The organism is Arcanobacterium bovis (genome assembly GCF_004331995.1).
GTDB classification, from domain to species: Bacteria; Actinomycetota; Actinomycetes; order Actinomycetales; family Actinomycetaceae; genus Arcanobacterium_A; species Arcanobacterium_A bovis.
Window position 1 is genome coordinate 1 of the sequence record NZ_SJDT01000011.1, and the last position, 11222, is coordinate 11222.

At 50.3% G+C, this 11222-nt stretch carries 14 protein-coding genes and 2 tRNA genes; 11 read left to right on the forward strand and 5 right to left on the reverse strand.

From position 1 onward, the window contains the following. Window positions 1-127: 127 nt before the first annotated feature. A tRNA-Arg gene (locus tag EZJ44_RS08370) sits at window positions 128-200 on the reverse strand. Between the two features lie 347 nt (window positions 201-547). On the opposite strand from EZJ44_RS08370, the gene EZJ44_RS08375 reads away from it, so the two are divergent. Continuing rightward, the gene (locus tag EZJ44_RS08375; protein ID WP_131282458.1) at window positions 548-958 is read left to right on the forward strand and encodes a DUF1801 domain-containing protein; all 411 of its coding nucleotides are present in this window, start codon (window positions 548-550) and stop codon (window positions 956-958) included. A 158-nt stretch (window positions 959-1116) separates the two neighbouring features. Here the strand turns inward: EZJ44_RS08375 and EZJ44_RS08380 are convergent. Next, window positions 1117-1208 (reverse strand) — tRNA-Ser (locus tag EZJ44_RS08380). Between the two features lie 95 nt (window positions 1209-1303). On the opposite strand from EZJ44_RS08380, the gene uriH reads away from it, so the two are divergent. Together uriH and EZJ44_RS08390 are read left to right on the forward strand one after the other, a co-directional pair. Continuing rightward, on the forward strand, window positions 1304-2320 hold the full coding sequence (uriH, locus tag EZJ44_RS08385; protein ID WP_131282461.1) for a uridine-preferring nucleoside hydrolase UriH: 1017 nt from the start codon (window positions 1304-1306) through the stop codon (window positions 2318-2320). 221 nt (window positions 2321-2541) lie between these two features. After that, window positions 2542-4491 carry a solute carrier family 23 protein gene (locus EZJ44_RS08390; RefSeq protein ID WP_241658648.1) on the forward strand — a complete coding sequence of 650 codons (1950 nt, stop codon included), beginning with the start codon at window positions 2542-2544 and terminating at the stop codon, window positions 4489-4491. Between the two features lie 27 nt (window positions 4492-4518). Here the strand turns inward: EZJ44_RS08390 and EZJ44_RS08395 are convergent, their stop codons facing one another. Then, the gene (locus EZJ44_RS08395) at window positions 4519-4998 is read right to left on the reverse strand and encodes a hypothetical protein (RefSeq protein ID WP_131282464.1); all 480 of its coding nucleotides are present in this window, start codon (window positions 4996-4998) and stop codon (window positions 4519-4521) included. Window positions 4999-5031: 33 nt separating this feature from the next. Beyond that, window positions 5032-5604, reverse strand: coding sequence for a hypothetical protein (locus EZJ44_RS08400; protein ID WP_131282467.1), 573 nt, complete (start codon window positions 5602-5604; stop codon window positions 5032-5034). 705 nt (window positions 5605-6309) lie between these two features. Between EZJ44_RS08400 and EZJ44_RS08775 the strand changes: the two genes are divergently transcribed. The 8 genes from EZJ44_RS08775 (at window position 6310) to EZJ44_RS08425 (ending at window position 10432) form a co-directional block, all read left to right on the forward strand. Beyond that, entirely contained in the window at window positions 6310-6579 is a 270-nt protein-coding gene (locus tag EZJ44_RS08775; RefSeq protein ID WP_417281541.1) for an IS1/IS1595 family N-terminal zinc-binding domain-containing protein, read from the forward strand. Beyond that, the gene (locus tag EZJ44_RS08405; protein ID WP_165496161.1) at window positions 6572-7210 is read left to right on the forward strand and encodes a transposase; all 639 of its coding nucleotides are present in this window, start codon (window positions 6572-6574) and stop codon (window positions 7208-7210) included. Before EZJ44_RS08775 ends, EZJ44_RS08405 begins: the two co-directional genes overlap by 8 nt. A 562-nt stretch (window positions 7211-7772) precedes the next feature. Beyond that, window positions 7773-8645: a tyrosine-type recombinase/integrase gene (locus EZJ44_RS08410; protein WP_131282473.1), complete on the forward strand. Its 873-nt coding sequence runs from the start codon at window positions 7773-7775 to the stop codon at window positions 8643-8645. Next, window positions 8642-9415 carry a ParA family protein gene (locus EZJ44_RS08415; RefSeq protein ID WP_131282476.1) on the forward strand — a complete coding sequence of 258 codons (774 nt, stop codon included), beginning with the start codon at window positions 8642-8644 and terminating at the stop codon, window positions 9413-9415. Before EZJ44_RS08410 ends, EZJ44_RS08415 begins: the two co-directional genes overlap by 4 nt. Next, window positions 9412-9573 (forward strand): hypothetical protein, encoded by a 162-nt coding sequence (locus EZJ44_RS08780; RefSeq protein ID WP_165496162.1) that lies wholly within the window; start codon window positions 9412-9414, stop codon window positions 9571-9573. The genes EZJ44_RS08415 and EZJ44_RS08780 overlap by 4 nt, the downstream gene beginning before the upstream one ends. Window positions 9574-9584: 11 nt before the next feature. Continuing rightward, on the forward strand, window positions 9585-9959 hold the full coding sequence (locus EZJ44_RS08420) for a hypothetical protein (RefSeq protein ID WP_131282479.1): 375 nt from the start codon (window positions 9585-9587) through the stop codon (window positions 9957-9959). Continuing rightward, window positions 9959-10102: a hypothetical protein gene (locus EZJ44_RS08785; protein ID WP_165496163.1), complete on the forward strand. Its 144-nt coding sequence runs from the start codon at window positions 9959-9961 to the stop codon at window positions 10100-10102. Before EZJ44_RS08420 ends, EZJ44_RS08785 begins: the two co-directional genes overlap by 1 nt. A 36-nt stretch (window positions 10103-10138) precedes the next feature. Continuing rightward, the gene (locus EZJ44_RS08425; protein WP_131282482.1) at window positions 10139-10432 is read left to right on the forward strand and encodes a hypothetical protein; all 294 of its coding nucleotides are present in this window, start codon (window positions 10139-10141) and stop codon (window positions 10430-10432) included. Between the two features lie 92 nt (window positions 10433-10524). Here the strand turns inward: EZJ44_RS08425 and EZJ44_RS08430 are convergent. After that, window positions 10525-11222: glutaredoxin domain-containing protein (locus EZJ44_RS08430; RefSeq protein ID WP_131282485.1), on the reverse strand; the 698-nt coding region annotated here is incomplete at its 5' end.

An 11222-nucleotide genomic window follows, 5' to 3' on the forward strand; every position in this document is an offset into this window, starting at 1 on the left:
CTGGACCGGACGCTAACAACACGCCATCATTAGCAACGCGTTTTGACGCTTAGCCCGCATTTTCAGAGCTACTCTAAGCATAAAAAATCGGCTCGACAGGGCTAATAAGTCAACCATCGAGCCGGAGCGCGCCGAAAGGGACTCGAACCCCCAACCTCCTGATCCGTAGTCAGGTGCTCTATCCATTGAGCTATCGGCGCATGTTCATTTGGGAACGACGTTCAGTCTACATGGTAAAGCGCCTAGAACTCCAACCGGAGTGTAGTGGCGGTGCGCACACTGCGTGGCTATCTGAATTTCGCGGTGGACAGCGCGGGTGTGCTGAGTATAGGTATGCTCAACGTGGGTCCAGCGTGATTTTTGTAAGCATTGCAATTAATAAGAGAAAATCGTTCGGCGCGACTATTGCATGTTGAATGTGCAACGATTAAGTAGAGATAAGTTCGGTTGAGTGTGCAGACGCTCGTGCTGCTACGTGCGGTGATGACGGCGTCGTGTGCGTTTATCGACGGAAATGATACTGTGAGCGGCGAAAGGAATGTGTGTAATGACGGCGAACTTTGCACTGCCTTTAGATCCTCAAAGTTTTTTATGCTCGATTCCTGATCGCCAAGTACGTGAAGACTGTTGTGAGTTAGCGCAGATCATGACGCGCATTACTGGGCAGAACCCGGTGATGTGGGGACCATCAATTGTTGGCTTTGGCAGGCTTGACCGCAAAGAAAATCCACATTGCATGTGTGACGGGCTCGAAGTTGGTTTCGCTCCTCGCAGTGGAAAAATATTTCTGTATTTGCGCCGGTATTCTCATCATTATGAAGATTTGATTGCGCAAATGGGCGACGTCCGCAAAGGACGAGCCTCAATTGCTTTCGATTCTTTGAGTGAATTAGACCGTGATGTGCTCGAAGATCTGATTACGTACGCCTGGGAAGATTGCTCAATCTCAGAAGAATAGTGGGTTAAAGGCCAGAATAGCCCGAAACGTCGGATTTTCGAGTTGTAGCCCAAAACAGGTTGGCGGGTTCTAGAGGCGTTTAGTCGTTAGTTTTCGACACCTTGCACATGGAAGTCATGATGTGAAAACCCCGCCAAATCAACGATTCAGCGGGGCGCTGGCGGAGACGGCGGGATTTGAACCCGCGAGCCGCTTTTCGGCGACTACTCCCTTAGCAGGGGAGCGCTTTCGGCCACTCAGCCACGTCTCCATCTACAAATAGCAATGATAGCGGATAGGTGGCACACTCACCAATTTTGGGATTCGGTTTCAACGAGAGGTAAACCACGATGATACGGTATATACATGACGCATCAATATAGAGATTTTACTCGTGATCCACGCTTCGTAGCCTGCGCAGATGTCCACGCAACTGAAGCGACGCCGTCGTCGCCTCGAAAAATAATTCTCGATTGCGACCCAGGGCATGACGACGCAATTGCACTACTCCTCGCGCATGGCTCGCCGATGATCGAACTTCTCGCCGTCACAACGGTGGGCGGAAATCAGACGCTTGCGAAAGTGACGCACAATGCTGCGGCACTTGCCAAGATTTACGGGATTGAGGGCGTGCCGTTTGCTGCTGGTTGTGCGCGTCCGCTGGTGCGCGAGCCTGAGAACGCGCCGAGCATTCATGGCGAGACGGGGCTTGACGGCGTCGTACTGCCCGAACCGATCAAACTCGATTCGCGTCATGGTGTGGATCTGATTATCGATACGATCATGAGCTACGACGCCGGCGAGGTCACTCTGGTACCTACTGGGCCGCTGACCAATATTGCGATGGCGGCTCGAAAGGAACCGCGAATCGTTGAGCGGGTGCGCGAAGTGGTGCTCATGGGTGGGAGCGCTGGTACGGGAAACTGGTCGGCGGCTGCGGAGTTTAATATTTGGGCAGATCCAGAAGCTGCGCACATCGTATTTAATGAGAAGTGGCCAATCGTGATGGTCGGCTTGGATCTCACTCATCAAGCTGTAGTGAACGATGTGGTGCTCGATAAAATCGCTGCTATTGGCTCAGAAACGAGTCAGTTCGTGCTCGATCTTTTCACGTTCTTCAAGCAGTCGCACCAAGGAACGTTTGGCATGGATGAACCGCCTGTTCACGACCCGTGTGCAGTGGCGTTCTGTATTGATCCACGCATCGTGAAAGCGGTTCAGGCGCCCGTGCAGATCGAGCTTCATGGCACGATGACGGCGGGGCGCACCGTTGTCGATTTCCGTGAGCCTGCGCCGTCAACGTGCAATACCCGAGTTGCGTTGGAGCTGGACTTCGACGCATTTTGGGATTTGATTGTGGACGCGATTCGCAAGATTTCTTGACGATAGGATCGCTTGACGGTAAGGCTTCTTGACGGCTTGGCGGTGAGAATTTGTAACGGCTTACCGGCGAGCTTTCTTTGACGGATTGTGATTGCATAGTTCGCGTGTGGTCACGTGTGGTGCCAATCGCAATCCGTCAACTTTTCCATATCTTGAACAAAAACGTCTCACGTATTGCTCAAGAAATAACCCAAAACGCGCGCCGATCTACCATTTTGTAGGTGATCAAGAATAATTCCACGGAGCAATCTCCCACCATCGCCGACCCAATAAATGCAGTTCCCGCAGCTCCTAAGCTTGCGCTGCTCTCGATTCAGCACGTACTCGCATTTTATGCGGGTGCCGTGATCGTGCCTTTGCTCATCGCTTCGTCACTGAAGCTTGATGCGGCAACAACGATCCACCTCATTAACGCGGACCTTTTTACCTGCGGCCTTGCCACATTGATCCAATCAGTTGGGATTGGGCACAAAATCGGCGTGCGTTTGCCGATTATTCAAGGTGTGACCACCACCGCCGTCGCCCCGATTATCGCCATCGGCTTGGCTGCTACCGGTGGTAAAGGCGGCAACGAGGGGCTGCCACTCATCTACGGTGCCGTGATCGTGTCGGGAATTTTCACATTCCTCGCTGCGCCCTACTTCGCCAAGCTGCTACGATTCTTCCCGCCGGTGGTCACGGGCACGGTGCTGCTCGTCATGGGCACCTCGCTTCTCGCCGTCTCCACCAATGATTTCGTTAACTACGCCGACGGCGTTCCGGCAGTTCGCGACCTTGTTTACGGCTTCGGTACCCTTGCGATTATTGTATTGGTTCAACGTTTCTTCAAAGGATTTCTGGGAACAATTGCCGTGCTCATTGGCCTGGTAGGCGGCACCGCCGTCGCCTTTATGCTCGGTGACATTAACCCGGCGAAAGTTGAGGCTATTGGCACTGCGGACGTCGTCGGGATCACTACGCCATTCTACTTTGGTATCCCGGCGTTCTCGTTTACAGCGATTCTGTCGATGATCGTGGTTATGCTCATCACCATGGTTGAGACCACGGGCGATGTGTTTGCCACTGGCGAGATCGTTGGGAAGCGGATTAATGCGCAGGACATTACCGCAGCTATTCGTGCTGATGGTCTGTCGACGACGCTCGGTGGCGTGCTCAATTCCTTCCCTTACACCTGTTTTGCGCAAAATGTTGGGCTTGTGCGTATTACCGGAATCCGTTCGCGGTGGGTGGCAGCAGGTTCGGGCGTATTGATGATTATCATTGGCCTAATTCCCAAGGCAGGAGCGGTAGTGAACTCGATTCCGTCGCCGGTCCTCGGCGGTGCTTCGCTTGCGCTGTTCGCTAACGTTGCCTGGGTTGGTATGCAGACCATCGCGAAAGCGAATATGCGCGATAATCGTAACGCCGTTATTGTGACCACCGCGCTTGGCCTGGCAATGCTCGTGACTTTCCGGCCAACTATCGCCCAAGTTTTCCCAGATTGGGCACAGGTATTTTTCTCATCGGGAATGTCGATCGGCGCTATCACAGCGATTTTGCTGAATTTGCTTTTCTTCCACGTGGGCAAGGGCGATACTGCTCAGACCGCCGTCGCACGCGAAGATGGACGTCACGATGGCAGAGCTGTGAGCCTTGACGAGGTTAATAACATGGACGAAACCGCCTTTGTTGAGGCGTTCCGTTCACTGTTCAACAACGAGCTGTGGCCGTTGCGTCAGGCTTGGCAGCAGCGCCCGTTTGCGGATATCAACGAACTGCGCAGCGCGATTCAGGCAGCCGTTCTGCAAGGTGAAAGTGCAGATCAGCAGCGTCTAATTGCTGACTACCCCGGCATGTACCAGCTAGTTTCTGCCGACGACGCCGAGGCAGCTCGCATTTCGAAGGATACCGGTTCGTTTGCGCTTGCCTCTGCAACGGAAGCTGATCTGGCACAACTGCGTGATGTGTCGGAACGCTATCTAGCCGAATTTGGTGTGCCGTATGTTGCACGTCTAGAGCGGGAGGATACCGTAACGCGTATCATCGACAATGGTGTGCGCAGGCTGTCTAATTCTGTGGAACACGAACGGATTGTGGCGCTTTCAGAAGTTGTAGAGATTGCAAATGATCGCCTTGATATTCTGATCCGCGACGCAAATCCAATTCGTCGAGAATGGGAAGCGACTCACTGATTGTTTTCAAGAATTGACTTTGCGTCTCTATTTTTTGAACATTTCGGATGCTGCAATTGCGGTCTGACGAATCGCAGTACGAACTTCTTCGTCGCTGAGACCATCTCGCCATGACTTTGTTAATACTGCTTCAAAAACAGAAACTACGAATACGCAAGCAACGATAATTGCCGTGGTATGCGAGATACCAGACAATAAAAGTGAGACAAGAAAGAACGCCAGACAACGAACACTAACGCGGAACACTGTGTTCATTACGGAACCGGTGCTGCTCCTTTTTCTTTTTCTTTCTAAGCGTCTATCCGAGCATGTTGTTATGAATTGAGTTACAAATTCAGCGAATAATAGACACGCAATAAGTAGTCCTGTGTTTGGAAGCTTTTGGCCAAGTAAAAAGGCACTTATTGAGACTAGTATCAGAGTCAGGATGAGTAACACCCCTCCAGCCAAAAGGTGCCCGACAAAGGCGTATTTAAAAGGCGCTTGCGTCCACTCTTTTGAGTTCAAGATTTATCTCCTCAACATCTATTGCAACAATAATCATCCAAAACAGGCGTTTATTACACCATCTAATCCGAGAATTCCTTGAAGGATTTCCACTCCTTCATTTCCGATTTGTCGTGCCGCATCGCCTGAGTAGAGGGCATGCCAGATCCCGCTTATTCCACCCCAAATACGTTTAGCGTCTCTAAGAAACCCCAATACCTTACCCACAGGAACGCCATACTGGATAATTGCAGAAGCTACTTCGCTCGCACATTGCCACCATGAAGCGAGCACTGTCACTCCTGGCATGGTGGGAGGAATTCCGTGCGAGTTACCACCAACTTTTAATCCTGCAAGTTCGGCTTCCAATCGTTGGTTATAATTCGGAACGTTTCGCGAAGTCCCATTACGTAGATCTTCTGGAAGATTTTCAAGACGACTTATTAATGTGTTGAATTCTTTATCGGTCATTGTAGGAGATGACGACAGAAAACCTGTAATAGATGAAGGGCTTAGCGTCATGAGATCCGGTTCCGCTGATGCGATCACCGATGTGGAACAAGTAAACACCAATGTTAGTGCCGAACACATGAACTTTTGGGTGAGCTTTTTCATTTTTGTATCCATAACTTGTATCAAATGTTGTCTACACTGACTCGTAGTTCAACAACTTAGGGAACACTTACCTATGTCACTGTACTCAGATGCAAACCATTGTCAATAATGATTTATTTTTTAACTTATATTGGGGGGTCTGTGTCAAAGTTTTTCCAGAGAATGGGCGTATTGCTGTGTGGCCTCGTGTGTTGTAGGTGATCGTGTATAAAACATAAAATTGTGTCGGTTTTGTGCATCTTTAAAGGGTTTACCATAGAGTCCTTTCTGCTGGTTATAGGTAATGTTGTCCGTTGTTGTAACTAAAAATTGCAGTGACTGTAATGCTTGTGAATACGTCCTTTAAAGATTTGGGATTGCAAGACCATATCGCTTGTGGGCAGCATTTCCGCCCTCGGGGCTGTTTGGAAGTTGGTTACGGTATGTGTCTCGATTTGTTGTATTTGTGTTAATCCTCGCCTGTGCGGGGATGTGATGCTGAGGTTATGGGAATGAAACTCAAGTGAAAGTTAAGAGTCGTCGATCTCATGGCAAGTCAATATTCCAACCTAAGAACAATCAGTGCTTTGGGAATAATACTTTAGGGTTAAAGGCCAGAATGTGTGTCTGTGGACTGAACCCTGTTTGTTAGACAGTTAGTTCGTAGTTGTTGAGCCGGTAGGTTACCGGGCTGGTTTGTAGTTTATTGATGATTCGTTCGTTGTTCCACCATGTGATATATGCGGCGGCAAGCTGAAAAAGAATGGTAGAACCAGTGCGGGCAAGACCCGGTACCGGTGCGTGGTGTGTGGCACCTCGGCCACTGCCCAGCGTTCTGGACCGTCCCGGCAGGCACAGATGCGGCGATTCCACACGTGGCTGCTCGGCTCTGGTTCGCGTAGAGCGTGGTTTGAGCCGGGCGGATCGTCGGGATATGGCCTGGTGTTGGAACGTGCCCGTGCCAGAACCGGCGGTGACGGGCGAGGTATATACGGCGTTGATGGCTGACGGCACGTATTTCCAGGATTGGCGCCTGATCGTGGCGTTTAACGGCCACCATGTGATTGGCTGGCAGTGGGCCGAGAAAGAAAACAAGGCCGCATATCTTGCGGCTCTCTCGCGCTTCCCACCACCACAAATCGTGGTCATTGACGGGCATAAAGCAGCGTTCGAGGCGGTACGTCAGGTATGGCCAGGCGTGTTGATCCAGCGCTGCCTGTTCCACACCAAGGCACGAGTTCGTCAATTGATCACTATGCGTCCGCGTACTCAATGCGGCATCGAGATCAAACAACTCACCGACATGCTTAGCGCTATCAGGAACCCGATCCAAGCATCTTCCTGGCTGGTCGCTTACTATCAGTGGGAACAACGCTGGGAAAAGTTCCTCAAGGAACGCACCTATCGCGGTGTGCGAGATAATTCTTGGCATGACGTGCGTACATGGCAATACACGCACCGGGAACTAAGAGCAATCCGATCCATGTATCGAGGCATGATCAAATACAATACCCTGTTTGCCTATCTCACACCCCTGATCAACAACCCAAACGCCACACCGCTGCCACGCACCACCTCACCCCTAGAAGGCGGTACAACGCTGGCATCAAAGATCTGCTACGCCGTCACCGTGGCATGAGCGAGGCACACGCTACCCGAGCCGTGGACTGGTACCTGAACTCATGTACCGAGTTTCCCGCTGATCCCCTAAGACTCATCAAGCCGCAACACTACAGCCCCGATCATAAAATCCAGGTCACGACCACTGACCCAGACGGGCCAGTCATGTTCGACAACCACTACAACAGTGCTGCTCCTTGGGAAGACGGAATCTGGGCAAGAAAAGGCTGAGCCGGACGCTACAAACCCTAAAACAAGACCCCGACACTCCCGACCCAGACACACATTCTGGCCTTTAACCCGGAATTTTGCTCGTTAACGGTAATAGAAGGCTCCTGAACTAGCAAGTTCAGGAGCCTCTGGTCAGAGCCACCTGTGGGAATCGAACCCACGACCTATTCATTACAAGGCGTTGCTCGCGCAGTGGACTTATAGTCCCGAGTTACTTCTTGGTTTATTTTTCTTTGCTTTGACCCGGCAAGTCATTTCTTTTTTGCCAGCCATGCCAGCCGATACGGCGCAGCCAGCCATGCCGGCTATGCCGGCTTTGCCCGCCTATAGGGCGAAATTGGATTCTGAAGATGTCCAAGCGCGAATCTTGGATCATGAAAAATTCAATACACGGGCAATTGAACACGTTGATGGCTGAATGGCGAATGAATATGCGTGCTCAATCATTAGCGGATCGCACTATCAATGAACGAATTCGTGTCACGCGCCAATTTGTAGCCTTCACTGACACGGCGCCTCTAGATATAGATGCGGAACAAATTCTGCAATGGCTTTCGACTCTTCCTTCAGCAAATACTCGATGGTCTTACTACACGTCGTTGAAGGCTTTTTTCAAATGGCTTGAAATAAGCGAAAAACGATGTTCAAATCCTTTTCTTAGGATCAGGGCGCCTAAACGGCCAAAGTATAAGCCACGTCCTGTTGCGCTTGAACATATCGAATTTATTCTGTCCCAGAATCTACATCGGCGTACTCGATGCATGATCATGTTGGCTTTCAACTGTGGGCTGCGTGTATCGGAAATAGCAAAAGTGCGAGGACAAGACTATGACCCGCTTACGGGTGGTCTCACGGTAGAGGGTAAGGGCGGAAAAATTGCGCTTGTTCCAGTCAATAAGCAGTTGCAGCCATTTTTTAATACGATGCCACGCCGTGGGTATTGGTTTCCATCTTACTCACACCCGGGGCAGCACGTTAGATCACGGTCGGTCGGTGACACAATCGTTCATGTTTTCGCGCGCTATGGGATCACTATCACCGCCCATCAATTGCGTCACTCTTTTGGCACTGAGTTACTGCGAGCCAGTGTTGATATTCGCGTGGTTCAGGAGTTGATGCGGCATGAATCAATTCAGACTACCGCTCTTTACACGAGAGTGGTTCAAGATCAGAAGCAAGAAGGCACCGATATGCTGCCAGTATTTTTAGGAGATAACGCATGATCATTTCAATTTGTAATCAAAAAGGCGGGGTGGGCAAGACAACGTTAGCCACTAATCTAGCTCAGCGGCTTTCCCAGGAAGGTGTGAAAGCAGTTTTGCTGATCGATGCCGATCCTCAGGGAAACGCCACCACTACCGTTGGTGTCGAGTTGTCTGGTGATTCATTAACGCTGAATGATGTCCTGGCAGCGATCGCGTCAGGATCGCCCGGCTCAATTTCCACCCAAGCCATCCAATCCGCTAGGGAACCGTGGTCGATCAGTGTGTTGCCTGCTGATAGGCTACTGGCATCGCGTGAAAATGATGTTTCGCTCGGCCGTGAAAACAGGCTGAAAGTTGTCGTTGATGCGCTTCAGTACGACTATGACCATATCGTTATTGATTGTCCGCCGTCGCTTGGAATGCTTACAACAAACGCCCTGGTGGCATCTGATAAAGCTCTCGTAGTAACAACGGCGCGTGAAACGTCTTTCGATGGTGTCGCTGAAATTGTCTCGACGATCGCTACGGTGCGTGCACACTACAATCCGGATCTTCGTCTGGCAGGGATAGCAGTCAATTCATATCGTGCTGATCGAGTAGATCGCCGCGCTTGGTTCGACAACCTAGTTGCGTATTACGGGCAGCACCTACTTCCAAATCCAATACCTGAGCGGGAAGCAATCGCATTGGCTGCATCAAACCATGAACCGATTCCGTTCATCGATGACGCAACCAGTGAAGCTTTTAACACAATCAACGCAATGATTTTGAAAGGACAAAACAAATGAGTATCTACCAGTCAAACCTAAACATCAAAGATGATATTACGGTCACGCTCACTGCCAAAGAACGCATGATCATAGCTGAAGCTATTGGCAAAGCACTTCCAAATGAAACTGACTTTCTTACCGGCGCAATGCTGATCGACAAGATTGTGAAGGGTTAAGGACTGAAGCAATGAAACTACCCGATCGTGATGCTCTTTCAAAAGCAACAATCAATGATCCAATCATTGCTGGCAATACCAGCGAAGCCGACAGTGCCGTATCGGCCAGCAACGCTACCAAAACCAGCCGTGCCGTATCGGCTGGCATGGCTGGCAAATCTGGTGACTTGATCAAGAAATTCACTATTCGCGTTCCAGAATCGCTTCTTGGGAGGATTCGTGCCGCTTACCTAAATGATCTCGCGAACGGTCATGAAATTGTTTCTCTTTCAACATGGGCGAGTGAGCATTTAGAAAAAGCAGTTATCGATTCTGAAAATGCGTATAACGACGGCGAACCGTATAGGGAGGTGGGAGTCGGAACAGTTCCCCTAGGGCGGATCTAATGGCTGAAGATCCAATTATCGCTGGCAGCGCCAGCCACGCCAGCAGAGCCGTATCGGCTGGCATGGCTGGCAAAAAAGTCAAAGTTGTAGTTGAAGAAATCATTGAAGATGAAGACGGGCTGCAGACGGCTACGTTCAGCTAGCCAGAACAAGACAGCAAAACGGAAGGATGATTAATCATGGACGTGAATGGGATTGAGCATATTCTTATATCAGCAATCAAAATTATTGTATTCGGGGTGATGCCGTTGACGCTCGCATACGTGTGTTTTGATTTCATTGCGAATATACGCCGGTTTGAACCTCCGTCAAAGCGTGAATGGCTTGCCAAGGGTCGTTCCGAGCAAGATTGGGAGGCGTACAAAGGTCTACTTCAAATCGAACGTCGAATATATACACGAGACTTCTATATAAAAGCACTGGCGGCTTTTGTAGCAATAATCGTTGGCATTCTATTCTGGATCAGTATTTAGGCGAGGCTACTTGGAAACGGACACTAAAAGGTGTCAGCGGTTTTTAAGAGGGCGACTATATTTAGCGTAGTCGCCCTCTTTTGTTTTTACGTTCATCGGCGGCGTGATCTTCGGTGTGTCACAGGTGCGGGTGTATCGGTTTGCACGGGCGTCATGCGTTTCGGTTGATGGCTTGGGGTGATGTTGCCCGTTTTTCCTTCGCTGAGCCGGATCGTGGATAGTGTGTTTTCTAGGTTGAATCCTGTCCATGTTTGACGGGTTGTACCTGTTTCGACTTCGACGATTGGTGCCGTGGTGTAGCCTTGTTGTCTGAATTTTTCAACTAGGTCTGGGTATTGATCGAGCGATACTTCGCTATAGGGTGTGCCTGTTTTATCGAACTGGCGTTTGGTGGCCACGCATTGAACACAGTTTGCTTTTGTGTAGATGGTTATTGCGTTGTCTTTTCTGACGGGCATGGTTAAGTGCTTGTAGGTTTGCGGCAACATGGTTGGTAACCATTCCGCGATGAGCCAGCGTGAGGCAGCGGCTTGTTGGAGATGTGGTGATGTCGCGATGTTTTGCTGTCCATCGACGCCTGGCTCATTATGCATGTGGATGGGTAGAGCGTCGGAGCGAACGTATTGTGGGTATTGGCGTAAGGGTGGGCAGTTTGCGGCGCTCCACATTTCTTCAAAGTCGATGGTCTCGTATTTAAGATAGTTTGTTAAATAGTTGAGGCCGCGAACATATACGTCGCTTTCGCTTATCGACATGCCGTTATAACGGCTGTTGACGAATGCACTAAGCG

What these genes read in the sequence shown, in the direction of transcription:
- EZJ44_RS08785 (WP_165496163.1), top strand. Translation starts at nt 9,959, where the DNA reads ATGGCTGAAGATCCAATTATCGCTGGCAGCGCCAGCCACGCCAGCAGA.
- EZJ44_RS08420 (WP_131282479.1), top strand. Translation starts at nt 9,585, where the DNA reads ATGAAACTACCCGATCGTGATGCTCTTTCAAAAGCAACAATCAATGAT.
- uriH (WP_131282461.1), top strand. Translation starts at nt 1,304, where the DNA reads ATGACGCATCAATATAGAGATTTTACTCGTGATCCACGCTTCGTAGCC.
- EZJ44_RS08425 (WP_131282482.1), top strand. Translation starts at nt 10,139, where the DNA reads ATGGACGTGAATGGGATTGAGCATATTCTTATATCAGCAATCAAAATT.
- EZJ44_RS08780 (WP_165496162.1), top strand. Translation starts at nt 9,412, where the DNA reads ATGAGTATCTACCAGTCAAACCTAAACATCAAAGATGATATTACGGTC.
- EZJ44_RS08375 (WP_131282458.1), top strand. Translation starts at nt 548, where the DNA reads ATGACGGCGAACTTTGCACTGCCTTTAGATCCTCAAAGTTTTTTATGC.
- EZJ44_RS08415 (WP_131282476.1), top strand. Translation starts at nt 8,642, where the DNA reads ATGATCATTTCAATTTGTAATCAAAAAGGCGGGGTGGGCAAGACAACG.
- EZJ44_RS08405 (WP_165496161.1), top strand. Translation starts at nt 6,572, where the DNA reads ATGGCTGACGGCACGTATTTCCAGGATTGGCGCCTGATCGTGGCGTTT.
- EZJ44_RS08400 (WP_131282467.1), bottom strand. Translation starts at nt 5,604, where the DNA reads ATGGATACAAAAATGAAAAAGCTCACCCAAAAGTTCATGTGTTCGGCA.
- EZJ44_RS08410 (WP_131282473.1), top strand. Translation starts at nt 7,773, where the DNA reads ATGTCCAAGCGCGAATCTTGGATCATGAAAAATTCAATACACGGGCAA.